This is a genomic window from Bartonella sp. Raccoon60 (assembly GCF_002022585.1).
Taxonomy (GTDB): domain Bacteria; phylum Pseudomonadota; class Alphaproteobacteria; order Rhizobiales; family Rhizobiaceae; genus Bartonella; species Bartonella rochalimae.
Genome location: NZ_CP019786.1, coordinates 1,115,155 through 1,141,016 on the forward strand (window position 1 = coordinate 1,115,155; position 25,862 = coordinate 1,141,016).

Annotated in this window: 22 protein-coding genes and 1 pseudogene; 14 read left to right on the forward strand and 9 right to left on the reverse strand. The window is 35.3% G+C overall.

What is annotated here, in order from left to right; translation table 11 throughout:
* Positions 1 to 57: 57 nt before the first annotated feature.
* Positions 58 to 330 (reverse strand): accessory factor UbiK family protein, encoded by a 273-nt coding sequence (locus Bra60_RS04880; protein ID WP_078688800.1) that lies wholly within the window; start codon positions 328 to 330, stop codon positions 58 to 60.
* A 219-nt stretch (positions 331 to 549) separates the two neighbouring features.
* On the opposite strand from Bra60_RS04880, the gene lgt reads away from it, so the two are divergent.
* From lgt to pgeF, 3 genes are all read left to right on the forward strand, one after another.
* Complete coding sequence (gene lgt, locus Bra60_RS04885) at positions 550 to 1,407, forward strand: prolipoprotein diacylglyceryl transferase (RefSeq protein WP_078688801.1); 858 nt, start codon at positions 550 to 552, stop codon at positions 1,405 to 1,407.
* The gene (locus Bra60_RS04890; RefSeq protein WP_078688802.1) at positions 1,407 to 2,483 is read left to right on the forward strand and encodes a class I SAM-dependent methyltransferase; all 1,077 of its coding nucleotides are present in this window, start codon (positions 1,407 to 1,409) and stop codon (positions 2,481 to 2,483) included. Before lgt ends, Bra60_RS04890 begins: the two co-directional genes overlap by 1 nt.
* Positions 2,484 to 2,547: 64 nt before the next feature.
* Positions 2,548 to 3,321, forward strand: coding sequence for a peptidoglycan editing factor PgeF (pgeF, locus tag Bra60_RS04895; protein WP_078688803.1), 774 nt, complete (start codon positions 2,548 to 2,550; stop codon positions 3,319 to 3,321).
* Positions 3,322 to 3,622: 301 nt separating this feature from the next.
* Here the strand turns inward: pgeF and Bra60_RS04900 are convergent, their stop codons facing one another.
* Positions 3,623 to 4,084, reverse strand: coding sequence for a hypothetical protein (locus Bra60_RS04900; protein ID WP_078689058.1), 462 nt, complete (start codon positions 4,082 to 4,084; stop codon positions 3,623 to 3,625).
* A gap of 759 nt (positions 4,085 to 4,843) precedes the next feature.
* On the opposite strand from Bra60_RS04900, the gene Bra60_RS04905 reads away from it, so the two are divergent.
* On the forward strand, positions 4,844 to 5,776 hold the full coding sequence (locus tag Bra60_RS04905; protein WP_078688804.1) for a ribose-phosphate pyrophosphokinase: 933 nt from the start codon (positions 4,844 to 4,846) through the stop codon (positions 5,774 to 5,776).
* A gap of 384 nt (positions 5,777 to 6,160) precedes the next feature.
* Here Bra60_RS04905 and Bra60_RS07585 read toward each other — a convergent pair whose 3' ends face one another.
* The 3 genes from Bra60_RS07585 to Bra60_RS07590 form a co-directional block, all read right to left on the reverse strand.
* Positions 6,161 to 6,406 carry a hypothetical protein gene (locus tag Bra60_RS07585; RefSeq protein ID WP_236823909.1) on the reverse strand — a complete coding sequence of 82 codons (246 nt, stop codon included), beginning with the start codon at positions 6,404 to 6,406 and terminating at the stop codon, positions 6,161 to 6,163.
* A gap of 39 nt (positions 6,407 to 6,445) precedes the next feature.
* On the reverse strand, positions 6,446 to 6,571 hold the full coding sequence (locus Bra60_RS07685) for a hypothetical protein (protein WP_257787863.1): 126 nt from the start codon (positions 6,569 to 6,571) through the stop codon (positions 6,446 to 6,448).
* Positions 6,572 to 6,698: 127 nt separating this feature from the next.
* Positions 6,699 to 6,863 carry a hypothetical protein gene (locus Bra60_RS07590; RefSeq protein ID WP_236823910.1) on the reverse strand — a complete coding sequence of 55 codons (165 nt, stop codon included), beginning with the start codon at positions 6,861 to 6,863 and terminating at the stop codon, positions 6,699 to 6,701.
* Between the two features lie 684 nt (positions 6,864 to 7,547).
* On the opposite strand from Bra60_RS07590, the gene Bra60_RS04915 reads away from it, so the two are divergent.
* Positions 7,548 to 8,174, forward strand: a complete 627-nt coding sequence (locus Bra60_RS04915; RefSeq protein WP_078688805.1) for a 50S ribosomal protein L25/general stress protein Ctc — start codon at positions 7,548 to 7,550, stop codon at positions 8,172 to 8,174.
* Positions 8,175 to 8,242: 68 nt separating this feature from the next.
* Positions 8,243 to 8,836 (forward strand): aminoacyl-tRNA hydrolase, encoded by a 594-nt coding sequence (gene pth / locus Bra60_RS04920; RefSeq protein WP_078688806.1) that lies wholly within the window; start codon positions 8,243 to 8,245, stop codon positions 8,834 to 8,836.
* Between the two features lie 104 nt (positions 8,837 to 8,940).
* Here pth and Bra60_RS04925 read toward each other — a convergent pair whose 3' ends face one another.
* Entirely contained in the window at positions 8,941 to 9,624 is a 684-nt protein-coding gene (locus Bra60_RS04925; RefSeq protein ID WP_078689059.1) for a L,D-transpeptidase, read from the reverse strand.
* A gap of 256 nt (positions 9,625 to 9,880) precedes the next feature.
* On the opposite strand from Bra60_RS04925, the gene ychF reads away from it, so the two are divergent.
* A complete protein-coding gene (gene ychF, locus Bra60_RS04930) occupies positions 9,881 to 10,984 on the forward strand; it encodes a redox-regulated ATPase YchF (RefSeq protein ID WP_078688807.1) in 1,104 nt (367 codons plus the stop codon).
* Positions 10,985 to 11,119: 135 nt separating this feature from the next.
* Here the strand turns inward: ychF and Bra60_RS04935 are convergent, their stop codons facing one another.
* Positions 11,120 to 11,566, reverse strand: coding sequence for a PRC-barrel domain-containing protein (locus Bra60_RS04935; protein WP_078688808.1), 447 nt, complete (start codon positions 11,564 to 11,566; stop codon positions 11,120 to 11,122).
* A gap of 1,081 nt (positions 11,567 to 12,647) precedes the next feature.
* Here Bra60_RS04935 and Bra60_RS04940 point away from each other — a divergent pair.
* Entirely contained in the window at positions 12,648 to 13,124 is a 477-nt protein-coding gene (locus Bra60_RS04940; RefSeq protein ID WP_035006929.1) for a tRNA (cytidine(34)-2'-O)-methyltransferase, read from the forward strand.
* A 277-nt stretch (positions 13,125 to 13,401) separates the two neighbouring features.
* Here the strand turns inward: Bra60_RS04940 and Bra60_RS04945 are convergent, their stop codons facing one another.
* Positions 13,402 to 14,655: a CCA tRNA nucleotidyltransferase gene (locus tag Bra60_RS04945; protein ID WP_078688809.1), complete on the reverse strand. Its 1,254-nt coding sequence runs from the start codon at positions 14,653 to 14,655 to the stop codon at positions 13,402 to 13,404.
* Positions 14,656 to 14,902: 247 nt separating this feature from the next.
* Between Bra60_RS04945 and Bra60_RS04950 the strand changes: the two genes are divergently transcribed.
* From Bra60_RS04950 to Bra60_RS04970, 5 genes and pseudogenes are all read left to right on the forward strand, one after another.
* Positions 14,903 to 15,934 carry an AAA family ATPase gene (locus Bra60_RS04950; protein ID WP_078688810.1) on the forward strand — a complete coding sequence of 344 codons (1,032 nt, stop codon included), beginning with the start codon at positions 14,903 to 14,905 and terminating at the stop codon, positions 15,932 to 15,934.
* Entirely contained in the window at positions 15,934 to 16,845 is a 912-nt protein-coding gene (locus Bra60_RS04955) for a DUF58 domain-containing protein (protein ID WP_078688811.1), read from the forward strand. Before Bra60_RS04950 ends, Bra60_RS04955 begins: the two co-directional genes overlap by 1 nt.
* A complete protein-coding gene (locus tag Bra60_RS04960; protein ID WP_078688812.1) occupies positions 16,842 to 19,646 on the forward strand; it encodes a DUF4159 domain-containing protein in 2,805 nt (934 codons plus the stop codon). Before Bra60_RS04955 ends, Bra60_RS04960 begins: the two co-directional genes overlap by 4 nt.
* Positions 19,643 to 21,739 carry a hypothetical protein gene (locus Bra60_RS04965; RefSeq protein ID WP_078698126.1) on the forward strand — a complete coding sequence of 699 codons (2,097 nt, stop codon included), beginning with the start codon at positions 19,643 to 19,645 and terminating at the stop codon, positions 21,737 to 21,739. The genes Bra60_RS04960 and Bra60_RS04965 overlap by 4 nt, the downstream gene beginning before the upstream one ends.
* 189 nt (positions 21,740 to 21,928) lie before the next feature.
* Positions 21,929 to 22,824, forward strand: a pseudogene (locus tag Bra60_RS04970) (metallophosphoesterase family protein).
* Positions 22,825 to 23,347: 523 nt separating this feature from the next.
* Here the strand turns inward: Bra60_RS04970 and Bra60_RS04975 are convergent.
* Entirely contained in the window at positions 23,348 to 24,256 is a 909-nt protein-coding gene (locus Bra60_RS04975) for a cation diffusion facilitator family transporter (protein ID WP_078688815.1), read from the reverse strand.
* Between the two features lie 750 nt (positions 24,257 to 25,006).
* Between Bra60_RS04975 and Bra60_RS04980 the strand changes: the two genes are divergently transcribed.
* Positions 25,007 to 25,822 carry a TrmH family RNA methyltransferase gene (locus tag Bra60_RS04980; RefSeq protein WP_035006908.1) on the forward strand — a complete coding sequence of 272 codons (816 nt, stop codon included), beginning with the start codon at positions 25,007 to 25,009 and terminating at the stop codon, positions 25,820 to 25,822.
* The last annotated feature ends 40 nt before the right edge of the window (positions 25,823 to 25,862 follow it).

Below are 25,862 nucleotides of genomic sequence, written 5' to 3' on the forward strand. Positions count from 1 at the left end.
ATGCTTCATACACAGGATAGAAAAATTGGGGATTATTTTTTAAAGACTATTAGTTGCTTAAACTGAATCCGTTTTAACTTTTTTTCTGTTTTGTTTTTCTAAACTATCAAGACGTTTTTTCAAATCAGCATTTTCGGCGTAGAGTTTAAGAACCATTTCCTTAACAACATAAAATTCTTCACGTGAAACAAGATCAAGTTTACTGATCATCCTTTCAGCCTGTGAAAGAACAGCAGTTTCAGCTTCACGCCTTACACCTTGTGCAATACCTGCTGCATCTGTTGCTAATTTTGCTATCTCATCAAGAATACGGTTTGATCCATTATACATAGGCTTTCCTTTAATTTTCTTTATTTATAGACATACTATAATACATTTTATAATATCGAGAGATCGTATTTGTTTTTCTAATAGATATTACCTTAATTGATCAGTATTCTTTTACTCCCGCCAATAACAACCACAAACCTCTGACCTAACTTGACCATTTTGCATTCATCTGTCATGGTTTGATAATCATATAACTTCATAAATGTAAAGCTCTTGCTCATGAATGATTTTCCTCTTTGCCAAGCTATTGCTTTTCCTCTCTTTCTTGATCCAGTGATCATTCGTTTAGGGCCAATAGCATTTCATTGGTACGGACTTGGTTATGTTATAGGCATTTTGTTTGCCTGGTGGTACGCACAAAAATTACTTAAAAAAAAGTCCCTGTGGCCTAAAAATAAAGCGCCTATGTCTCCCCAACAAATAAGTGATTTTGTTACGTTAGGAACTATTGGAATTGTGGTTGGTGGCCGCTTAGGACAGGTGCTTGTGTGGGATCCTATTTATTACCTCAATCATCCAATCGATATCCTTGCCATATGGAATGGCGGTATGTCATTTCATGGAGGATTTATAGGTATAATCATTGCTATGATTTGGTTTTCTTATAAAAACAATATCAATGTATGGGGAATGTTTGATACAATCGCCGCAGGTGTCCCCATTGGCATTGGTATTGTACGGATATGCAATTTCATCAATCAAGAATTATGGGGGAATGTGACTACTGTTCCTTGGGCAGTTTGTTTTTATAACGATCCTCAATATCTCCCACGTCATCCTAGCCAACTGTATGAATCATTTATGGAAGGATTTCTTCTCTTTATCATTTTAGCCATTGCCATTTTTTCTTTTAAGGCATTAAAACATCCTGGAATAATCACTGGAATATTTAATATAAGCTATGGAATAGCACGCAGTATTTCAGAAATTTTCCGTGCTCCTCAAGAGGATCCAGAATGGTTTTCATCTCTCTTCCACTCTACTGGATTGACCTATGGTATAGCTTTATCTTTGCCGATGATTCTTTTCGGTTTTTATGCACTTCTTCAAGCTTTTAAATATAAGTTTACAAAATAATGTCTAATCTAAAAGAGAGAATTAAAGAAATTATTATTCTCGATGGACCAATCTCTGTTAGCCAATATATGACATTAGCTCTTACTGATCCTCAATTTGGCTATTATCAAAAACAAAAACCCTTTGGACGCGCTGGTGACTTCATCACAGCACCTGAAATAAGTCAATTATTTGGAGAAATGATTGGCATTTGGGCCATTATGAGCTGGCAAGCTCAAGGTTGTCCTAATCCGTTTATCCTGGCTGAAATAGGCCCAGGACGTGGAACTCTTATGGATGATATTTTACGCACTATTCGCAAAATTTGTATAACAGCATTCAACGCTGCTGATATCTTTCTTATTGAAATAAGCCAACGCCTTGCAACAGAACAAAAAAAACGTCTTTTCGCTCACCAAAAAAAAATTTATAGTGTTGAAAATTTTGAACAAATTCCTTTAAAACCTCTTATTGTCATTGCAAATGAGCTTTTCGACGCACTTCCAATTAATCAATATGTAAAAGTCAATGGAGAATGGAAAGAGCGTCGTATTACACTTAACAAAGAGGGTGGTTTTACATTTACCACTGATATACATAAGTTTCCTTCTACTTTCTTACCACCCCAATGTGCTCAAATGCCTAATGGCACAATTTTAGAATACGGACCCTCACGAAACCAATTGGCACAAAAGATTAGTAGCCGTTTAATGCAAACACAAGGCTCTGCTTTACTTATCGATTATGGTGCATCTGATTTTGCATTTGGAGATACACTTCAAGCCATCTCAAGACATAAATTCTGCGATATTTTTTCTGCTCCTGGTGAACATGATTTAACATCACACGTTGATTTTTTTTCTTTGAAAACAATCGCCGCTCAACAAGGCTGTTTTGTTGAAATTCTAGAACAAGGAAATTTTCTTATCAAAATGGGAGTGCTTGAACGTGCAGAAAAGCTTAGTATCAACAAAAGCACAATAATTAAGAAAAAAATTTACGAAGACATCAAACGATTAACTGATCCAAGACAAATGGGTAAGCTTTTTAAAGTGCTTCACATCAATGATAAAAACATACAAATACCTTATTTTTAATCACAAATAATAACAAATTAGCTCGCAAACCATTTCCGTTTCAAATAATCATATAGGAGCTTTTATGGAGCCTATTCTTGCACAAGATCTTTGCAATTTACACCCACATAATATCAAACATGGCTTTTTTACACGCCAAGAAGGTGTATCAAAAAACTTTTATCAAAACCTCAATGTTAAACAAAACCCCAACGATTATCCTGAACATATTATGCAAAATCGTATCTTAATCGCCCATTATTTTGATATTGAAGTGCAAAATTTAATTACTGTTCACCAAATACATTCTTGTGAAGTTATCGTTGTTGATCAAGCTTTTATCGGAGAACCTCCAAAAGCTGATGCTCTGGTTACAACCAAAAAAGGATTAGCAATTGGTGTTCTTACAGCAGACTGTGGACCAATTCTTTTTTCTGATCCACAAGCCGGTGTTATTGGTGCTGCACACGCTGGTTGGAGGGGAGCCTTGAATGGAATTTTAGAAAAAACAATCTCAGTAATGGAAGAACAAGGAGCCAAACGGCAATCAATAATAGCAGTACTGGGACCATGCATTGGTCCATGTCATTATGAAGTAACAAGTGAATTTTATAACCAATTTATTGAGCACAATAACGAGTTCGAAAAATATTTTTCAAAAACAGATAAAGTACACCACTTTAAGTTTAACTTATGGACATTCATTACAAACAAACTCGAGCACACCGGAATCCGTACTTCCTGTATAAAACTTTGTACTTATCAAGATGAAAAGCGTTTTTTCTCCTATCGACGTGCAACACATCGTAACGAGCCTGATGATGGGCGACAAATTTCTGCCATTATGCTCACAAAATAAGGAGAAAAATTGTATTTTACTGTAAAGAAACACTAAAAAATATAAGAAAAAAGCTCCTATTCCATAAAATGTATAAGCTTTTATTATTTTTACTTTTTCTTTTTATATATTACATACAAACTCTAAAAGCTTCGCAAATAACCCTATATTTTTCCAAAAAACCCTTCGGTGTTAAGAGTTATCAATTGCTATTAAATCAAATTTCTTACTGCAGTTATACCTTCTCATTTCAACTGCTCTTAGTAGACAATTTTAACCTCAAAACTGCTGTATAATATTAGTTTCATAATACCTTAATTCATTATAAACACATCTTTTGAACTCGACCATTATTAGAAACCCTAGGACTGATCTTGGTTCTGCTACAAACATTAGCATTACCCCAAATTACGGTATTACCAGCAACAATGTTTTCACCACAAACTCTAACATCGCCAAAAACTCTGGCTTCATCATAAATTAGAGCATTCTCAATAACTTTGGTATTATCATAAACCATAGCATTACCAAAAACCTTAGCATTATCATAAACCATAGCATTACCAAAAACCTTAGCATTATCATAAACCACAGCGTTACCAAAAACTTTAGCATTATCACAAACCCAACAATCGTTCTCATGTGATAAATTCTGTTCATCTTCAATAAAACCACCAAGCTCATTTACCTTTACATTTCCAAAATCTTTAAGAGCTCTAATGCGATAAAGTTTATGAAAACCAATCACTATTTCTTCATCTGTTAATTCATATTTTTTACACATAAATAATTGACCCATTTGATATCTAGAAATTCTTTAACAATATATCTAGAAAAGGTATTTTCGCAATTTGCCATTTATATTATTTAAAATGTTCTTATTGTAATTACAACATAGCTAATATGAAAATTCACATCGCAAGTGTAAGCTGGTAGCCTCTCATAAATTTTTATTGCCTCATCAAGTAATATCTTTCACAAAAAATTAAGATTTATGCAAAATTTTACGAAGAAGCATAAATATATACTTAGAAAATTAGAAAAACCGGATATCGAAATTGCTTTTGAGCTTTATCCTGATTTCAGAAATAAATGAACAAAAACGAAAATATATTTCATATTAAACAATTGTATTTTTGAGATTTATACTGCTCTATTGAAAAAACAGATATTTTACAAATAACTATATTTCTACAATCTTCTCAAGAAAGAACGACATAAAAACAATCTGTGATATAAGTTTTATTCATTCAGCAAGATGCTTATCGATTGTTTAAAAAATGAATAATCAAAATTCTTCAAAAGAGTATTTTTTCTCATAACATTGATTACTTTACAAATAATTTTTTTCTTGTTAGCTATTTTTATCATTTTTAACAAACACTCTACAAACAGTAAGTCTTTCAGATAAATTAATGAACTACATTCATTGTAAAATAATGATAGCTAATTTAGCATTCTTTTATAATTGTTCACTTGCAATCTGATAGTAAAAAGTTAAAACTTATTTCACATTCAATCATAATTATTCAGAGGTTCTATTATGAAACTTTTTTGCGGCAATTCTAATCCATGTCTTGCTGAAGATGTTGCAAACTATTTAAGTATTCCTCTAGGCAAAGCAACTGTAAAACGCTTTGCTGATCAAGAGATTTTCGTAGAATTGCATGAAAACGTACGTGGAAAAGATGTCTTTGTTTTGCAATCTTCATCCTATCCAGCGAATGACCATTTAATGGAATTGCTTATTATGATTGATGCACTTCGTCGTTCTTCAGCACGTCGTATTACAGCTGTTCTACCTTATTTTGGTTATGCTCGCCAAGATCGTAAACCTGGGCCACGTACTCCTATTTCGGCAAAACTTGTTGCTAATCTTATTACTCAAGCAGGTGCTCATCGTGTTTTAACATTAGATCTTCATGCAGGACAAATCCAAGGTTTCTTTGATATTCCAACAGATAATCTTTATGCTGTTCCTGTTATTGCTCGTGATATTAAAATGCATTACTCTCTTGAAAATGTTATTGTTGTTTCACCTGATGTTGGTGGCGTGGTGCGTGCACGCTCCTTAGCTAAGCATTTAAACAGTCTACTTGCTATTGTTGATAAACGCCGGGAACGTCCAGGTGAATCAGAAGTAATGAACATCATTGGTGATGTAACTGGAAAAGATTGTCTCTTACTAGATGATATTGTTGATTCAGGTGGGACCCTGTGTAACGCAGCGAGTACCCTTTTACAACATGGTGCAAAAAGCGTCACTGCTTATATTACACATGGTGTACTTTCTGGCAACGCTGTAGAACGCATCGCCAATTCAGAAATGAAAGAATTAGTGATCACTGATTCAATTATGCCAACCAAAGCAATTAAACAAGCCCATAATATGCGTATCTTGCCAATTGCTGATTTAATAGGAGAAGCTATTGCAAGAACAGCAGCAGAGCAATCCGTTTCAAGTCTATTTGGCTAAATGAGTGCCTTTGGATCCCCTGATGCTATTTCTATATTGAAACCAGAAAAAGCTCTACCACAGGCTTACCACTAAAAGCGGTATGAATAACAATAAGCCCACGCTCTTTAAATAAATTAAAAGACGATGTACACAACTTCAAGAATGGATTCCAGAATGGATTCCAGAAAGATGTGCAAAAACTACATCTGATGAGCAGAGTTTTAGCGTTACTGCTGCCGCGCAACACGCAAAAATACACCTTAACATTATCTTCGAAACTTTTTGATAGATGTAAAATATGCTTCCACTCTTTCTCTTACAGCTTCTTCTTCATTAATAGAAGCCTGAATGAAAGCCAATTTACAACGAAATTGTAAAATATTAGGAAGAAGCTCTAATACATTACAAATACGATAACATATCAAAAAATCTTGATAAAGGATTGCTGTTGAACGTTAAACCAGCTTCAGGATCATCCATCATTTCACAAATGATATGTTCTCTCTGCATTTCGTAATTAGTTACCGAAATCTTTGGAGAAGAACTTTTATCTTCCTTTATTAATTTTTGTTTTTTGTGCACAACCGCTTCTAATATTTCACGAATTTTTTGTTCTTTTACAGGCCCTAGTGAACGATGATATGACATCGTTTTTTCAGATGAGGCAGTAAAAACAAGCTTTTTGCATTAGTTCTTTCCGTTGGAAACGTCATTATTCGGGCCAGAAGAACATACTGATGTTTGAACAGAACCAACAATAACCGGTAAAGAACACCGTGATAAAGCGAATCCTAAAGTAATAAAGTGGCTCAAGAGCTCACAATATTTTTGCCTAACAGCACTCCATTCCTAGGGATCAGTGGCACATATCATATCAATATCTAAAAAATGCGTCTTAATTTAAAAATTTGATGCTTCAGCAGCCACGTTTTTTGCAAACTTAGCTAAACGTCGTGTAGCAAATAACATCAGCAAGACCACGTTTACGTCCTTGGCACATTAACTTGATCACAGCAGCACTAAGCGAAATCTTACGCAAGACATCAGAAACCTCTCCTGCTGAAGGGTGAGTAAATAACCGTGCCTCATCAATTACAACTAACATAAAAACCAATAATCACATCCAATATAAAAAAACCTTCAAGAAAAAAACCAACAGCATGCATCCGTTGTGCAATATCTAAGCCTTTAAGATTAAACACAACCGAAACTCAATATTGGCGAATACGATGAGCAATTTGTATCAATTTTTTTTCTTTCCGCTGAGATTCAATAATAATACGGCTCAATTCACTTGCCAAAGTCACAAAATCGCCTTCTGGATTAATAACACGTTGTTGTGCTGATGAAGAACTCTGTTCAAGAAGACATCGAGGAAGATGTAATTGTTCTGAATCAGAACTATCTTGTACAAAAACATGCTGTCAATAATTCCTCGAAATCAAGGAGTACTGAAACTGATTTATGCAACATGCTACATTTTGGCACTTCACCTAAGATGATCTTAACCTTCATAAAGCTATTATTCAATCTTTGAAAATTGATATTGATTCTGCATCTGTCGTGCATACTTTAATATTTCCTCTTCTGTAAAAGTAGAAACCAAGGATTTTTCCTTCAACTCTTGCATCTCTAAATAGTTTGAATTATAGAACAAACTTCTGTGTAGACACCCTTGGAGGCAACACAGAATGGGGTAATCGCCGTTTTACAGCGTATATCTTCGCATTCATGCAAAAACCACTACTGGTTTTCATGATTCTCCAGTTATATAAAAAGGACTTTAGTTATGAGCAAAAGCTATACTTTTAGAGCCGAAATACGCGAGCGGGTTGGTAAGGGGTCCTCCCGCGAACTTCGTCGTAATGGTCTTATTCCAGCTGTTATTTATGGTGATAAACAGCCTCCTTTAGCAATTTCAGTTCCCTATAAAGATATTTTCCATAAAATTCATGCTGGGGGATTTCGTACTACTGTTGCAACGATTGAAATTGATCAACAAAAAATTCAAGTTTTACCAAAAGATTATCAACTTGATCCTGTCCGTGACTTTCCTATACACGTAGATTTCTTACGCATTTCAGCAAAATCTATCGTTCATGTGCACATTCCTGTACACTTCCTTAATGAAGACATAGCTCCAGGAATTAAACGAGGTGGTGTCTTAAACATTGTGCGCCATGAAATTGAATGTACAGCATTAGTACATGCTATCCCTGAAGCAATTGAGATTGATCTTTCCAGTTATTCCATTGGTGATTCTATTCATATTTCTGCAGTACAATTACCAAAAGGTGTCGTACCAGTTATTCAGGAAAGAGACTTTACAATCGCTACCATCGCTGCTCCTGCTAACGTAAGTGCGAGCGATAATTCTTCAGAACAAGAGAACAATGAAAACAACGCAAAAACCTAATAACTTTAGTAGATGTGATCTTATCTTTTTAGTAGTTTTTGCTTTCTTATACTTTACCGGAGGTGCACATGTTGCTCATTGCTGGTCTTGGCAACCCCGGTTCTCACTATAACAATAATCGCCATAATATTGGTTTTATGGCTATTAATGTTATTCACCAAATCTTTTCATTTTCTCCATGGTCAAAAAAATTTCAGGCTGAAATCTCAAACGGCCTTATAAATGATGAAAAAATTATTCTTATAAAACCGCAAACTTTTATGAATTTGTCTGGTCAATCAATTGGCGAAGCCTTGCGGTTTTATAAATTAGACTTGAATAATCTTATTGTCATTTACGATGAACTAGATTTACCACCTGGTAAAATAAGAATAAAAATCGGAGGAGGAGGTAATGGACATAACGGTATAAAGTCTATTGATAGTCATTGCGGCACCAACTACTGCCGTCTACGCTTAGGGATTGGACATCCTGGTCCCAAAGAGCTGGTTAACCAGTATGTTTTGGGAAATTTTACAAAATCCGATCAAGAATGGCTAACCCCTTTACTAGATGCAATCGCAAATAACATGGAACTCTTAATAAAAAGAAACAATAATTGTTTTATAAATAAAATTACATTGGCAATGGAAAAATTTACAACCAAGCATCATCTTTCTTGAATACAAAAGACATACTCACACCCTTTGATATTTTTCTCTGAAGGAAAGGATCAAAGTTGAATGAAATATGAAACTCAGCGAATAAATCTTATAACTTATTATGATTAAATAAGCCCGCTTGATGTATTTTCGCTATTCTGCAATACCACTACACGTGAACCATCAGGAACACGATTATAAAGATCAATAATATCTTGATTGAGTAGACGAATACATCCACTAGAAATAGCACGACCAATTGACCAAGCTTCATGTGAACCATGAATACGGAAAAGGGTATCTTTCCCATTTTTGAAAAGATAAAAAGCTCGTGCACCTAACGGATTCTCAGGACCAGGAGGCATACCCTGCCCTAAATGTCCATAACGTTCTGGTTCACGCTCCATCATTGCCTTAGTAGGAGCCCAACGCGGCCACCGGCGCTTATATTGTACAATTCCAACACCTGTAAATGCCAACCCTTCTTTGCCAACACCAATACCATAACGTAAAGCTGTGCCATTTTCACCAATCAGATAAAGAAAACATGCTTGAGTATCTACAACTAATGTACCAGAAGAATAATCTGTATGATAATTAACTTGTTGACGCCAAAATTTTGGATCAATTATTGAAAGATTAACTGCAGGTAAAAAATAAGGTTCATTTGTTACAGGCCCATATAAATCAAGTATTTCCAGTGGAATATACTGGTCCTGTTGAGAAAAAATAGGCACATTTGATTGACGTGTAAGACATCCAGCCAAAGCCAAAGGCGTTGCTATTAAAAAAGTCCGACGAGATAACAATCTCATATTTTCTCCGATTACTTATTTTCGAAAATTTTGCATACTATGAAAAACTTAATGCACTGTTAATATTTATGAGTACAACCATTATTCAATAATGTAATATAAAAAAAAATTATGCAATTATTCAGTCTATTTTTTCATACTATCACAACAACTGTAGACTAGATCTCTTTTCAAAACGTGCTATAGAAACACTAACAAAGCTTTATCTTGACCACAAAAATAAATTACGATCAACAAAGAAAGAGAATCTATGGGCTTTAAATGCGGTATTGTTGGATTACCTAATGTTGGGAAATCAACTCTCTTTAATGCATTAACAAAAACAGCTGCGGCACAAGCTGCCAATTATCCTTTTTGCACGATTGAACCTAATACCGGTGAAGTTGCTGTCCCGGATCTACGGATGAAAAAAGTCGCCTCTATCGCTGGATCAAAAGAAATAATTCCTACACGTATTAGTTTTGTTGATATTGCGGGACTTGTACGTGGAGCTTCAAAAGGTGAAGGTTTAGGAAATAAATTTTTAGCGAATATTCGCGAAGTTGATGCCATTATCCATGTCTTACGATGTTTTCAAGATGAAAATATTACACATGTAGAAGGACGCATTGATCCTATTTCTGATGCTACAACCGTTGAAACAGAACTTATGCTTTCAGATCTTGAAAGTCTTGAACGGCGAATCATACAAATTCGCAAACGTGCAACCGGAAAAGATAAAGAAGCGCTCGCTATTCTCCCTATCATGGAAGCTGCATTAAAATTGCTGCAAACAGGACACCCTGTACGGTTAATGCTTAAAGATATTTCTGCCGATGAACGGTGCATTCTTAATGGTTTGAATCTTTTAACATCAAAACCCGTTCTCTATGTTTGCAATGTCAGTGAAAGTGAGGCCGCTCATGGTAACGACTTTACCCAAGCAGTTGAGAAAATGGCAACAGCACAGAATGCACAAGCTATTGTCATTGCCGCTTCCATTGAAGCTGAAATTGCCCAACTTACTGATGAAGAAGCGTTAGAATATCTTAAGGCTTTAGGGCTTTCTGAACCCGGGCTTAATAGACTCATTCGCACTGGCTATGATTTACTTAACCTCGTTACTTACTTTACTTGTGGCCCTAAAGAAACACGAGCATGGACAATTGTGCGCGGAGTAAAAGCACCGCAAGCGGCTGGTGTTATTCATTCAGATTTTGAACGTGGCTTCATTCGTGCACAAACTATTAGCTACGAAGATTATATTGCTTTTGGTGGAGAAAACGGAGCAAAAGAAGCAGGAAAAGCGCGCGATGAAGGTAAAGAATATATTGTGCAAGATGGTGATATCATATTGTTTAAGCACAATACTTAATACACTCCTTTAAAGTCTTAAATCTTAATCCTCCATAAAATTCGTCTTTGTATCAACTCTTTCTATGTTTTTAAGAAAACTTTCAAATAAAATAGCCGCGTTATAAACGGCTATTTTATTTCTGATAAGACAAAATTAACGATTCCAATAACCTTCATATTTAAATTCTGGAGCGCCTTTTAAGGAATCTTTTGTTGCATTGATAATAAATTTCCATTTACCATAATCGTTTGTTTTCTGAATTGTATCAGGAGAAACAACTATATAACGTTCTCCTATACCAAGAAAACCACCAATACCAATGACAATTCCTTCGACATTATTTTCACGCAAAATAATATCTTTCACTTCACCAATATTTTCATCTTCCATATTGTATACATTAGCACCAATAAGGCTTGAAGCAACAAAATCAGTTGCTGAAGGCGTAATATAACGCGCAGCCATATCTGAACCAATCTGTACAATACCTGTTGATGAAATCACTTCATTTTCACAAGGTGTTGTCATTGTAAAAGACTGAGCATACGCACCAGAAACCATAAAAATTGACACGAAAGCAGTGCAAACAATTTTCTTCATTTTATAATTCTCCGTTTTTACTTTATAAATCCTCAATGCATCATTATAAAATTTGTTCCCTCTGCGTTTCTGAAACAGCTTATTCTGTGTGTTCATTTTTCTTTAAATCCTTACTAGATCAGATCAAATTCTTCTTTTCATATTATAAACAAGCACTCCCAAATAATGAAAAATAATACGAAAACCAGCTTTCTTACGAATTTCCATATGGGAAGCAGCAGCCCATATTAAAAATTAAACACCTCACCATAATGCACTTCTGTTATTTCATTCTCATAAGAAACAAGAATATTCTTTAAAGGAGACACCATAAGCCAAAATATCCCTACAATAAAATAAGGATTATACCAATAACCTTTAGCAATTTTTTATCCTTTAAAGTCTCATGATATCCCTGTTTAAAGAGCTGTAATATAATCAAAATTATAATTGATCAAACATCAATAATTAAAGCAAAGAATGATAAAGAAAAAAGCGCGTCCGTGTCATCAATAATAAACCAGGAGGTTTAGCAACCATTATAAATAAATTTGGCTTCTTCAGGATTAGCAAAAGGAAAAGGAAAATAATCTGATACAATACCAGATTTCTTTAAAAACTTTTCTTCTCGATGAGAACCATTACCTCTTTCATATTACATACAAAACTTTAATCTATTCCTGATCATAACCCAGTACCTTTAAATCGTGAAAAGATATATATTTGAGCCCATCGTAACAAACACATATTGCTTCCAGCCCGGGCCACAATGACCCTTTAGCATAAATACCAAAGGGCCCCAAAAATTCTAATCTTATTTTTGAGGCACATACAAAGGAAAAACATATTCTCTTTATATTCATGATATTTTTGGCAAAGCTTTGAAAAAAATATGAATTATCTACTTTCGTATCATATAAATTTTACTGATTTCAATTTTTTATCTCCTCCTCTTTTGCGCCATAAACATAAAAATAACCTTCAAAAAAATCTTTTCATATATGCTGATTGTATTCTATTGAATCAATAAATTAAAACTATCTCTTTAAAATCACTATCGCTATAAATGACTTCTTTATAAATCAGTTTACAAATATTCAATATGACACTTCACATCGCTCTTTTTCAACCTGATATTGCCGGTAACACAGGAACAATCTTACGCCTTAGCGCTTGTTTTGGTCTGCATGTACACATTATTGAACCTGCAGGCTTTAATCTATCCGATCGCAATCTTAAACGTGCAGGTATGGATTACCTTGAACGCGCTTCCTTAGAACGTCACCTTGATTGGCAGAGTTTTATTGATACCATGCAGCGCTTTAATCGTCGTCTTTTGCTCTTAAGTACAAAAGCACAAACCTATTACACAGAAATATATTATCAGAAAAACGATGTTTTACTTTTTGGCCGTGAATCAGCAGGTGTCCCCGATTATGTTTATAAAGCAGCAGATTATGCATTAACCATTCCCATGCTACCACACGCACGCTCTTTGAATCTTGCAATAAGCGTCGCTATGGTAACAGGAGAGGCACTTCGTCAAATTGGTTATAATGAAATAGGACAAGCCTTATAATAAAACTAAATCTTACAGCCTGGCCAATCTTCATGACAGAAGTTATCTTACCAAATGATACAATTTTTAACAGATGATAGAAATTACATTGAAAAAATGAAAATTGTTAAGTTCAATTATCCTATTGTTAAAACAACTTTACGAAATGATATTAACAAAAACATATTTTTCACGCTGCAAATAATTACATTACGATAAAATTGCATAATCACACACCAAATAACAAAAAAATCTATAAAAAGAAAATTTCAAAAAACTCCTAACAAAACACAGAATATTACTGCTCAATTTTTTCTAATAATTTATTACGATCAATCAAAAAGCCGCTTTCGACCCATAATGATTCCAATTCTTTGAGTTTTTTTCCTAAAAACTTCCCTTTTACCAGCCCTCTTTCCAATAAATCCTTGCCACTAATAGGAAAAGTTGGAATTTGCCATTTTCGAGCAAGTTGATAAAGCCTGATATAACATTCTTCTTTTTGAACCGCTTTGCTGTCCTTTAAGGTGTGATCCCGTGCAGCTGCTAAAGACAAAGCTAATTGATCTAAAACTGGTTGCCGACCATAAAAATAAATAAGTCTTTGCATAAGAATATCTGGACAGTCATAGTTAATCAGTTCTAGTTCCGCCCATTCCTTTAACCGTATTTTTTCTTTATTCGATAAATGTAAACGACGTGCCATATCATGAAGACGCATAACATCAGGAGGAATAAGGCTTTCTAGCCGCAAAAACGGATCAACCTCCCAATCAAAAGCTTGCTCTGTTTTAATAAGTGAGTGGATTGCATCGATCCCCCACCTTTCTGTCTCAGGTAAAATGAACGTCAAAATTCCACTTTGACGCATCCATAAAAGAGCACGTGTTGGATCCAAAGCAGTCAGAAGTTTTTTCATTTCTCCCCAAATACGCTCTGGTGAAAGTTTGTGTAAACCATGTTTTAAACGCGTACACGCTTTCAACCCTTCTGCATCAGGACGCCCTATTCCATACCAAGCAAAAAAGCGAAAAAAACGCAAAATACGTAAATAATCTTCACAAATACGCTGCTCTGCAACACCAATAAAACGAACAGTCCGAGTTGCAATATCGTTTAAACCTCCTACTTCATCATAGATCTCACCGGCCGCATTACAATAAAGTGCATTGATAGTAAAATCTCGACGTTCAGCATCTTTTTTCCAATCGCGGCTGAAGACAACTTCCGCATGACGACCATCCGTCTGAATATCAGAGCGAAGTGTTGTCACCTCATAAGAGCACGATTTACCAACTACTGTTACTGTACCAAAATTAATTCCTGTAGGAATAGCTTTAAATCCTACTTCTTCTACACGCTTTATAATCTGCTGCGGCAAACAGGTTGTTGCAATATCAATATCACTAATAGGCTGTTGCAAAAGCTGATTCCGTACAGCACCACCAACAACACGGGCTTCCTCACCATCCATTGATAAAACACGAAGAAGTGCTTGAATATTGCTAGACTGCAACCATGCAACCTGTTTGAAATTGTGTGTCACATTCACCCTTTAACCTTTCAACAAATTTTCATTATTCCCTTTCAAACTTTTATATTTCAATAAATACAATGCATAATATATTTTTTATAAACCACACTCTTTCTCCATAAAAATATTCTTAATTTGTGCGAAGAGATAAAAAAACAGCTTATCACGCTTCTTTTCTTTTCATTTTCTGTTACAAATCATGAAAAGATTTATAATCATATAAAAGAAATTCTCATTTTACGACACATGGCTTTAAGGAAAAAATATGAGTCAATATGATACATTATCCCATTCTACTGAAAAGGCGAGTATCAATGATGATGCCTCATTAATTATTAAAGATATTGATGAAGCACACAAAGAGCTCGATATTCTACAAAAAGCAATTGACAAAGTTATTTTTGGACAAAGTCACGTAATTGAATACACCTTAACAGCTATTTTAGCAGGTGGACACGCTCTTCTTGTTGGTGTTCCGGGACTTGCTAAGACGCGTCTTGTTGAAACACTTGGAATCGTCTTGGGACTTGATGCAAAACGCATCCAATTTACACCAGATTTAATGCCATCAGATATTATTGGTTCTGAGATCATGGATTCAGATAAGAATGGTCAACGTTCTTTCCGTTATATTCAAGGTCCTATCTTTACTCAGCTTCTCATGGCCGATGAAATCAACCGCGCTTCGCCTCGCACCCAATCAGCCCTTTTACAAGCCATGCAAGAATACCATGTCACTATTGCTGGAACACGTTATGACCTACCAAAACCCTTTCATGTGCTTGCAACTCAAAATCCTATTGAACAAGAAGGAACTTATCCTCTTCCTGAAGCGCAACTCGATCGCTTTTTAATGCAAATTGACATTGACTATCCTGATTTAGCGACAGAACGGCGTATTATCTTAGAAACGACAGGTAAAAAAAACCAAATTGCAAAACCCGTTTTATCTATTAAAAAATTACAAAAAATCCAAAAAATTGTCCGCCAAATGCCAATTTCTGAAAGCGTTGTCGAAGCTATTTTGAAGTTAGTGCGTTCAGCTCGTCCTCATAAAGATAATTCCCTTGCAAACGCTTATATTTCTTGGGGCCCTGGTCCTCGGGCATCACAAGCACTTTCACTATGCGTTCGTGCCCGTGCCCTTTACTACGGACGTCTAGCTCCTTCACTTGATGATGTTCAAGCACTCGCCCAACCTGTTTTACAACATCGTATGGCACTTAATTTTTCTGCACATGCTGAAAATATAACTATAAAAGAAATTATTGCTAATCTCATGAAAGATTCCCTCTGATGACTATTGGCAAACAAACTTTTAGAGAAAGCCCACAATCACTTGCTGCAACATTACAGAAAGATGCAGCTAATATGCCCTATTTCCTTTTACAAGCAAATCGTCTTGCCAATACATTAATAACCGGAAGACATGGTCAACGCAAACACGGCAATGGAGAAAATTTCTGGCAATTTCGTCCTTATGTGCAAGGTGAATCCATCGCACATATTGACTGGCGTCGTTCAGCGCGTGATGAACATATCTACCTACGTGAACGTGAATTGGAAAGGATGCAAACCGTTTGGATTTGGCCCGATCAAAGTGCTTCTATGCAATATTGTTCATGCTTTTCAAAAATCTCTAAAGGCAATCATGCCATCATTCTTTCCCTTGCATTAGCAAAAATTCTTGCAAAAAGTGGCGAATATATTGCTATTCCTGAATTAATGGCTCCAACTATATCCTCTAATGTCATGGAGCGTATAGCTTTAGCTTTAACGAATCATCAAATTGAAAATTCATTTCCAAATTTCTCAACTGTAACGCGTTTTTCACAAGCCATCATAATGAGTGACTTTCTTGATCATCCTGAAAAAATTATCGATCATCTGACAGTTTTAAAGACAAAACAAGTCAATGCACATCTCATTGAAGTCACCGACCCAGCAGAAGAACATTTCCCTTATACAGGCCATACAGAATTTTTTGATCCTGAAACAAAAGAAAAACTCCTCGTGAGAAAAGCAGAAAACTTGCGTAAAAATTATCACAAGCTCTATCAAGAAAGACGACAAAAATTAATAGATTTTTGCTTACATCAAGGATGGACTTACCAGGTTAGCTTAACAGATCGTCCCCTAACAGAAGTGATTGTGAACTTCACAAAGAAAATGAAATCTTCTAAATCTTACCTAAGGAGATCACTTTGAGTTTTGACGCTCCTTTCCTTTTGTTTGGACTTTTGGCCTTACCAGTTATTTGGTGGTTGTTAAGAACGACACCTTCAAAACCTCATAAAGAACTTTTTCCGCCTTTGCGCCTTCTGCTTAAACAAACTAATCAACAGGAAACTACCAATCATACACCCTGGTGGTTATTATTATTACGACTAACCATAACCGCACTGATCATAATAGCGTTAGCGCGTCCTACTTGGATTCAAAAACCGATTGTATTTTCTGGTTCTCATCCTCTTGCACTCATCATTGACAATGGATGGGCGTCCGCTGAAGAATGGAAAAAACGCATTGCAGTTGCAAAATCTTTAATTACACAAGCAGAAAAACAACAAAAAAACATCTATTTACTTGCAACAGCTGAAAACAATGCTCACGATATCGGTCCTTTTTCTGCAGAAGTCATCAAACAACATTTATTGCATTTACATACTCGTCCTTGGCCTGTTAACCGCGTCCAATCCCTTCAAAAGCTCGTAGAACAGATTGGTGAACAACCTATTGATATTGTGTACTTAAGTGATGGTTTGCAAACAAACGAAGATAGTCAGGCTTTTACCCTTATAAAACAATTAAAGCCAAAAACATTCTTATGGTATGCGAATGATGTTTCCAACATAACTGGTATAACAAACATAGAAAATAACAATGGAAATATGGCAGCACGTGTCATTCGTACAACTCCTTATGGTGAGACTCCAATAACACTCAGCCTTTATGATTTAAAAAGTCAACTCCTTGCTCGTTTTACAACAAACTTTCATGAAGGAGAAACAACAGCTCTTGTTCCTTTTGATTTACCACTTGAATTACGTAATCACATTGCCTGGATTAAAATTGATGACCAAGCTCAAGCTGCTGCGACCTTTTTAATCGACAACCGTAGCCGAATAAACCGCGTTGCCCTTTTATCACCCAACATCAATGAAATGGTACAGCCCTTACTTTCTCCAATGTACTACGTTATCAAAGCATTACAAGGTCATGCACAACTTATAACAACTGGAGGAGGAGAGCTTTCAAGTGATATTGATCGTTTACTGAACCAAAATCCATCTGTTTTCATTATGGGTGACATAGTTAATATATCAAAAGAAGCAGAAAAAAAGCTATCTCATTTTGTAAATAAAGGAGGGATACTTATCCGTTTTGCTGGAGAGAATCTGAGTTCTGCAAAACATTATGACAGCCTATTACCTGTATCATTACGTTCTGGTGAACGCTTACTTGGCAGTATTATGTCGTGGACGAAACCACAAAAATTAGCACCTTTTGCAAAAAACAGCTTCTTTTTTGACCTTCCTTTTCCAGAAAATGTCACTGTTTTACGCCAAATTCTTGCAGAACCAAATTCAGATCTTTTTGAAAAAACATGGCTTAGTCTCGAAGATGGAACTCCACTCATTACTGCTGCCAACCATGGTAAGGGTATACTCATTCTTATTCATATCGCACCTGATCCTACATGGTCAAATCTTCCTCTTTCCGGTTTTTTTACACAAATGTTACAAAAACTTATTACGCTTAGTACACATGCAAAAGAACCTCAAACGCAAATAAAAACAGCGACAGTATACAATCCTTGGCAGATACTCAATGCCAACGGTCAATTACAAACAGCTCCTTCTCATGTTATTCCACTCATTACTGATGAACAAAAAGCGCCCCTTCCATCCTACCATACTCCACCTGGACTCTATGGTGTTCAAAACAATCTCTATGCTCTCAATCTACTCAATCATGCATCACACTTAACGACACAATCATCATCACCTTATTTTTTAAGTGATAAAACTCTACCCTATGATACACAAGAAAAACATTTCACTGGATTTCTATTAGGACTAACCAGTTTATTATTAGCCCTCGATAGTTTTTTAGTTTTATGGACAGGCGGAGCTCTCTTTTTTAAGAGGAAAAGCAATATGCTATTTCTTTTCCCTCTCATAGCAGTCTTTATTGCTTTTTTTCTATATCCATCAATTATGCAAGCAGAAATTGTAGAAAACTATGATGATACTATCATAAAAGCAGCAGGGACTACTCATCTCGCTTATGTCGTAACCAATAATCATGAAATCGATACAACAAGTAAAAGCGGACTAGAAGCACTCAGCCAATTTATAGCAGAACGTACAATGCTTTCACCTGGTTCTGTTGTAGCGCTTGACCTTGATAAGGATGAGCTCAGTTTTTATCCTCTTATTTACTGGCCAATTGATACGAATAGCCCTATGCCAACACAAAAAAGTCTTGAAAAAATCAATGCCTACATGAAAAATGGTGGCGCAGTTTTATTTGACACTCGTGATCAAATAAATACCAATCTTACCCTTGAAGAAACAGCTACCGCAGCCACACAAAGATTGCGTACGATATTAAGCGGATTAAATATTCCAACGATGGAACCAGTATCAACTGAACATGTTATTGCCCGTTCTTTTTATATTATGCCTGATTTTCCAGGACTTTATCGTGGTTCCCCTTTATGGGTTGAATCATCTTCAATAAACAAAAAAAACACAAATTCTATCACTGCAGGAGATAATGTTAGCTCTTTTTTCATCACTGCAAATAACTTTGCTGCTGCTTGGGCGCTAAACGAACAAGGCAGGTGGAAATATCCACTTATTCCTAATGATCCTATGCAACGTTTATGGGCATTTCGTGCGGGATTGAATATTGTTATTTATGTACTTACGGGAAACTATAAAGCCGATCAAATTCATGTTCCTGCATTATTAGAGCGTTTTAACCGAGAAAGAAGGCAATGATACAATCTCTTACCTTTCAGCCTTTTTTGCCTAGCGTTTGGCTTCTTTTTTTAGGAGGAATCCCCGCTTTTTTTATAGTCATTGGGCTTATTACAAAACGCCGCGGAGCTTTTTTACGCCTTCTAGCGTTAGCGTCTCTTATTCTTGCACTCCTTAATCCAATGATCACAAAAGAACAACGTGAACCTGTTAAAAGTGTTGTAGGTATTGTTCTTGATCATAGCGAAAGCCAAACATTTGGAACACGTGAGGAAGATAGAAATAAAGCCCATACACAATTAATAAATGCGCTAGCACATTACCCACAATTCGAACCACGCTTTATTGAAGCTGGAAAACTTTCTGATAATCATTATGCACCATCAACAAATTTGTTTCACGCTTTAACACAAAGTATATCCAGTATACCACCCTCTCGCTATGCAGGAACGATTTTAATCACGGATGGACAAGTGCATGACATCCCACAGCTATCAAAACTTAACCATGATGCCCCAATTAATGCTTTGATCACAGGGAAAGCTGATGAATTTGACCGCCAAATTAAATTTATTGCTCCTCCCCGCTTTGCTCTTATCAATAAACCATTTATGCTCTCTATTTTAGTAGAAGATAAAGGACACCCTAAAAAGCCCATACCAGCACAAGCAAATATTACCGTAAGCATTAACGGTCAAGAAGTTGATCATCATTCTGTAACACCTGGTGTTATCTTTCAAACTGAAATCACCCTATCTCATGCAGAAAAAAACATTATTCAAGTTACAACTGGCACACATGAAGGAGAATTAAGTCTTAATAACAATCGTGCCATAACTGTTATTGAAGGCATTAGAGAAAATCTGCGTGTTCTTCTGATTTCAGGTGCACCCTATAATGGTGAACGTGCATGGCGTGACCTTTTAAAAAGTGATTCTAATATCGATCTCATTCATTTCACTATTTTGCGTCCTCCTGAAAAAGCTGACAATACACCTATCAATCAGTTATCACTTGTAGTCTTCCCTACCACCAAATTATTTGTTGAAGAAATCAATAATTTTGATCTTGTTATTCTCGACGGCTACCAATATTCTAACGTTCTTCCATTGATTTACTATGATTATATTGCCCAATATGTCCAACAAGGTGGAGCATTGCTGATAGTAACAGGACCTGAGTTTACTACAGAATTCTCATTAGCTAAAACGCCTCTAATAAGTGTTCTACCAGCGCTACCAAATGGCACCATAATTCAAAAACCTTTTCGCCCTACCCTCACGAAAGAAGGTGAGCGCCATCCTGTTACACGGGGTCTTACAACCCCTGCTCATCCTGCTCATCAATGGGGACGATGGTTACGACAAATTGTAGTCCAAAATACAGGAAAAGCGACTGCTATCATGAAAGGAGCTGATGAACAACCACTTTTGCTTCTTTCCCATATTGGTAAAGGTCGTGTAGGAATGTTACTTTCCGATGAAAGTTGGCTTTGGGCGCGAGGTTTTGAAGGTGGAGGTCCTTATGCAGCTCTTTACCGTAGAATTGCCCACTGGCTTATGAAAGAACCAGAACTTGAAGAAGAAAAATTAAGTGCTTTGAGTCATCATCATCATTTAACAGTTCGTCGACAAACACTCCAAGATCACCCAGAAGCAGTCGAAGTAGTTTTTCCCTCTGGTAAAAAAAAGAACATCACTCTCACGAAAGAACAAGAAGGTGTCTTTACAGGGAATATTCAGACTGATGAAACAGGGATCTTTACTATTCGTAATGGAGATCAAACAGTGCTTTCTACTGTAGGAGCAGTCAATAATCCTGAATTGTCTGATTTAATTTCAACAGAAGAAAAACTGATCCCTATCAGTAAACAAACGGGTGGTCATGTTACGCGTTTATGGAATAAAGAAAAAAATGATATTCATCTTCCTCCCATTAAATTGATTCAATCCCAAACAGGAAAAGTATCATCTTCTCCTCATTCAATTGTTCTGAAAGAAGCAACAAAAACTCGTTTGGTTAACATTTCTCACTTTCCTATTTTTTCTGGATTTTTAGCATTACTGACCTGTCTTTTATTGTTGACCAGTATATGGTATCGTGAAAATCATTAAAAGTTCTGAGCAACTTTATAATTACTTGAATGTAGTTTATACTTATTTAAGCACACATAATAATATACTTTACCCTGTGCCATTTTTCATACATCTTCTTGTAATTCTAAAGCGAACAATCGCTCTGGTTTTATGGATGCAAACATTTGTATTTGCCTATTTTTTATTGCCTAAATTTTTTTCAACGCTATGCTAGCATCTATGTTTTATCTTGCTCATATATCAGATGTACATCTTTCACCCTTACCACAGCCTTCCTTATTGGAGCTTTGCGGAAAGCGTCTCACTGGATATCTTAATTGGAAAAAAAAACGTAACAATCAAATGAAATCAGATGCTTTAGAAACATTAATGCATGCACTGAAACAAAAAAAACCTGACCATATTGTTATTTCTGGTGATCTCGTTAATCTTTCTTTGGATAAAGAATTTACGCAAGCTCGCAACTGGTTACTTGCTCAAAATAATCCTGAAAATATTTCCCTAACATTTGGAAATCACGATGCTTATGTTCGCGGAGCATTCCAAAAAGCCTGTACTTACTTCCAACCTTGGATTAAAAGTGACTCCTCACAAAAAATCCTTTCCCCTATATGCGTATTCGCAATAATATAGCAATTATAGGCGCCTCTTCAGCTATTGCGACACCACCGTTTCAAGCTTCAGGTTACTTTGGTAAACAACAAGCAAAAACTTTATCCCAATTCTTAAATGAAGCAGAAAAACAGAGTCTCTTCCGTGTTGTGATGATTCATCATCCTCCTTTTCACCATGCTACTTCTTGGCATAAAAAATTATGGGGTATAGAGCGTTTTCTAAAAGTAGTTAAACACCATGGTTGTGAACTTATTCTCCATGGTCATACTCATTTACCTACGTTGAATATCATTGAAGGAAAAGTGCGCAAGATTCCTATTGTTGGTGTTTCTTCAGCATCACAATCTTTCGGAAGTAAAAAGCCCCCTGCAAGTTTTAACTTATTTGCTATTGAATATTTGCATAATCAATGGCACTGCCAATTGCAGCGCTATTGTATTATTAATCATAATAATACAATAGCGTGTATTGAAAAAATTGATCTTTAATATTTCGAAAAATAGAAAGTTTTTTACTAAGATATGCTATTTTATAATAATTAGCTCTTCTATCAAATTCCTCTTGAGTAAATTATGGATAAAGAGAACAATCAAAAATATGCAACATTAAGTAACAGGACCACATAAACGTACCTAGCTTAATTCAATAATTTATAGAGAGTTATGGTCAGTGATACTGTTCATAAGGGTGAAGAAATTCAAAGTACAAACAAAAAAGATAATTTAAATCGGCATCTTTTTGCCTAAATAATTTCAAGTCTTTCCCTTCGAAAAGAAACAATTCATAATCGCTTTAGTGAAAACCGTTATTGATCCCGAATACAATAATAAATCTAGAGTTCAATATCATTGTAGAAGCATTCGTAACAATTTTCTTGTTATACTTTAAAAAAAATTCTGTGTTCCTGCAACGTACTCTTAAATCATAAAAAAACAATATCAATAAACATAGCATATATTCACTCTCTCTTTGAGAGTAGCTCTCTTTATAAATTATAAAACAATAAAATTCTTACACAAAAGGAACAAATGCTGTACCAAGACGCAATTTAGCTTCATTTTCAGGTTCTATATGAATAGTAACACGGACATTTTTAAATTCCGCTTCAAGTGCATTCTCAATATTATTACAAATCTGGTGTGCCTCTCCTACTTGCATATCAGTTGGTACAACTAAATGAAACTCTATAAAAGTAATCCTACCAGCAACACGCGTTCTTAAATCATGGACTTCAATTGCACCGGATGCACTCATTGAAATAAGATTACGAATCCGCATCGTTTCATTTAATTCAACCCCAACATCCATGAGACCCTGAATAGCATTATAAATTACCTTACCTCCCTGCAAAAGAATATTAATAGCGACAATTACTGCCAAAATTGGATCTAAAACAGCCCATTCAGTTATAAATGCAGAAACCAACCCTATTAAAATGCCAACTGAAGTTAAAACATCCGTCATTAAATGGACTCCATCAGCTTTAAGAGCAGGAGAACGGTGAATTTTTCCTTGTCGAATAAGAAGCCATCCCCAAAAAAAATTGATAATACATGCTGCCAAATAAGGACAAAGCCATATTCCAGGTTTTTTTGGTGCTTCAACTGTTATAAATGCTAGCCATGCTTCTCTTAAAATAAAAATTGCCGCAATAATGATGAATACGCCTTCAAGAAAAGCAGAAAAATACTCTGCCTTATGATGTCCAAAAGGGTGGCCGTGATCAGCAGGCTTCATACTTATTTTAACTGCCCACCACGCTGCTAAAGCGGCAAGAATATTTACAATAGATTCTAGTACATCAGAATAAAGAGCAACTGAATTTGTGATATAATAGGCCCAATATTTTAAAGAAAATACAATACAAGCCGCTCCAATAGATAATATAGTCAATCTTTGTATCTGTATTTTTGGATCCATAACTCAATAATCTTTTTTATTATAACGAGCGATAATATTTTTAATATATCTTCCAACACTCTCTTAAAATAAAAAGAAATATTAAGAGAAAATAAAACTAATTTTTATAATTTATCATCACTTTTCCACAGTTCTGATACAAATTGCTTTACAAAAAGGCAGCTTAGATACTATTTATCAAAAGTTGATTTTCTCCAGATATCAAATACAATTAATCTGGCTATCAACAGCTTCTTAAACAGCTTTCTCTTTATTACCTTTAACTGAAACGGATGACTTTTATATTTAAATGCGGCAATCCTAATACATTGCCTATATTACTTACCCTTATGACATGAATAGACATCAAAGAATACAAAAAACTAAGAGTTTCACTCCAGCTTTTCTCTTATACTTTTAAATGCAACAACCACTATAAATAATTTCACAGAAAAATAATTCTCAAAATCACCCCTAAAATAGAAGAAAATAAGTTTTAATAAACATCTCCTAATATAAAAATAAAGAATCTGGGCATTGGGAACCCAGATTCTTTTTCCTTTTAATAAGGATTTACAGGCTTAGGAAATAGCGGGGACCTAAGATCCTGTACCCGATATGAAAACAATATATTTGCCGCACTCGGTACATGTTATATATACTTATGATTGTATATTGTCAATAATATTCTACTTTAAAGTTAAAAATAATATTTTTTATCTTTCTATTCAACACCTAGTGATTTAAAAAAAATAATGTTAAGGATTTCATATGATTCTAAACATCACCACAATTCACGAAGCCGATGATCCATGTTTGGAAGCTTACCGTAATATTCGTGAAAAAGATCTCGTTGGACGACAGCATCAATTTATTGCTGAAGGAAAAACGATATTATCATCGTTGCTGCATTCAAAAGAATTTTCTACCTTATCATTGCTTGTTGTTGCAGCACGCCTTTTAAGTATTATGCCCATTTTAAAAGAAACAAAACCAACATGCCCTATTTATTGTGTTCCGCAAAAAATCATGGATGATATTGCTGGTTTTCATGTTCATCGTGGTATGCTTGGCATTGGGGAACGTAAAAAACTACCATCATTAAAAAAGTTTTTACAAAATCTTCCAGAAAAAGCTTTGATTTCAGTTTTATGTGGCATCTCTAATTATGAGAGTATGGGAGCTATTTTTCGTAATGCAGCTGCTTTTGCTAGCACTGGTATTATCCTTGATAAAACGTCTTGTGATCCTCTTTATAGAAAATCAATCAGAGCTTCTTCTGGAGCAGCGTTAAGTGTACCCTACACACGAGGAGATGATATTGAGAGCATTATAACCGCTTTAAGTAATGCGAATTTTAAACTTTACACGCTTTCCCCTTCTGCTACCTGCTATCTTAAAGATGCAAAAGCAACAAAACACACAGCACTTATTTTTGGAATAGAAGGGAATGATTTGCCAACACATATTCTCCAAAAATCAGAGACTTTGCGAATTCCTATGGCTTATGGCTTTGATAGCATCAACCTTGCTACAGTGTCAGGTCTTACCCTCGCACATTTTGCTGATTTTGATCAATTGAATTAAAACATTCATATTTAAAATAAATTATCAAATGATATCCTGT

Bases quoted from the DNA above. Each gene is read 5' to 3' on its own strand.
- Bra60_RS04980 (WP_035006908.1), top strand. From the start codon at position 25,007: ATGATTCTAAACATCACCACAATTCACGAAGCCGATGATCCATGTTTG.
- lgt (WP_078688801.1), top strand. From the start codon at position 550: ATGAATGATTTTCCTCTTTGCCAAGCTATTGCTTTTCCTCTCTTTCTT.
- Bra60_RS07590 (WP_236823910.1), bottom strand. From the start codon at position 6,863: ATGTTAGTTGTAATTGATGAGGCACGGTTATTTACTCACCCTTCAGCA.
- Bra60_RS04940 (WP_035006929.1), top strand. From the start codon at position 12,648: ATGACACTTCACATCGCTCTTTTTCAACCTGATATTGCCGGTAACACA.
- Bra60_RS04900 (WP_078689058.1), bottom strand. From the start codon at position 4,084: ATGTGTAAAAAATATGAATTAACAGATGAAGAAATAGTGATTGGTTTT.
- Bra60_RS04935 (WP_078688808.1), bottom strand. From the start codon at position 11,566: ATGAAGAAAATTGTTTGCACTGCTTTCGTGTCAATTTTTATGGTTTCT.
- Bra60_RS04890 (WP_078688802.1), top strand. From the start codon at position 1,407: ATGTCTAATCTAAAAGAGAGAATTAAAGAAATTATTATTCTCGATGGA.
- Bra60_RS04955 (WP_078688811.1), top strand. From the start codon at position 15,934: ATGACTATTGGCAAACAAACTTTTAGAGAAAGCCCACAATCACTTGCT.
- Bra60_RS04880 (WP_078688800.1), bottom strand. From the start codon at position 330: ATGTATAATGGATCAAACCGTATTCTTGATGAGATAGCAAAATTAGCA.
- pgeF (WP_078688803.1), top strand. From the start codon at position 2,548: ATGGAGCCTATTCTTGCACAAGATCTTTGCAATTTACACCCACATAAT.
- ychF (WP_078688807.1), top strand. From the start codon at position 9,881: ATGGGCTTTAAATGCGGTATTGTTGGATTACCTAATGTTGGGAAATCA.
- pth (WP_078688806.1), top strand. From the start codon at position 8,243: ATGTTGCTCATTGCTGGTCTTGGCAACCCCGGTTCTCACTATAACAAT.
- Bra60_RS04950 (WP_078688810.1), top strand. From the start codon at position 14,903: ATGAGTCAATATGATACATTATCCCATTCTACTGAAAAGGCGAGTATC.
- Bra60_RS07585 (WP_236823909.1), bottom strand. From the start codon at position 6,406: ATGTCATATCATCGTTCACTAGGGCCTGTAAAAGAACAAAAAATTCGT.
- Bra60_RS04965 (WP_078698126.1), top strand. From the start codon at position 19,643: ATGATACAATCTCTTACCTTTCAGCCTTTTTTGCCTAGCGTTTGGCTT.
- Bra60_RS04975 (WP_078688815.1), bottom strand. From the start codon at position 24,256: ATGGATCCAAAAATACAGATACAAAGATTGACTATATTATCTATTGGA.
- Bra60_RS04915 (WP_078688805.1), top strand. From the start codon at position 7,548: ATGAGCAAAAGCTATACTTTTAGAGCCGAAATACGCGAGCGGGTTGGT.
- Bra60_RS04905 (WP_078688804.1), top strand. From the start codon at position 4,844: ATGAAACTTTTTTGCGGCAATTCTAATCCATGTCTTGCTGAAGATGTT.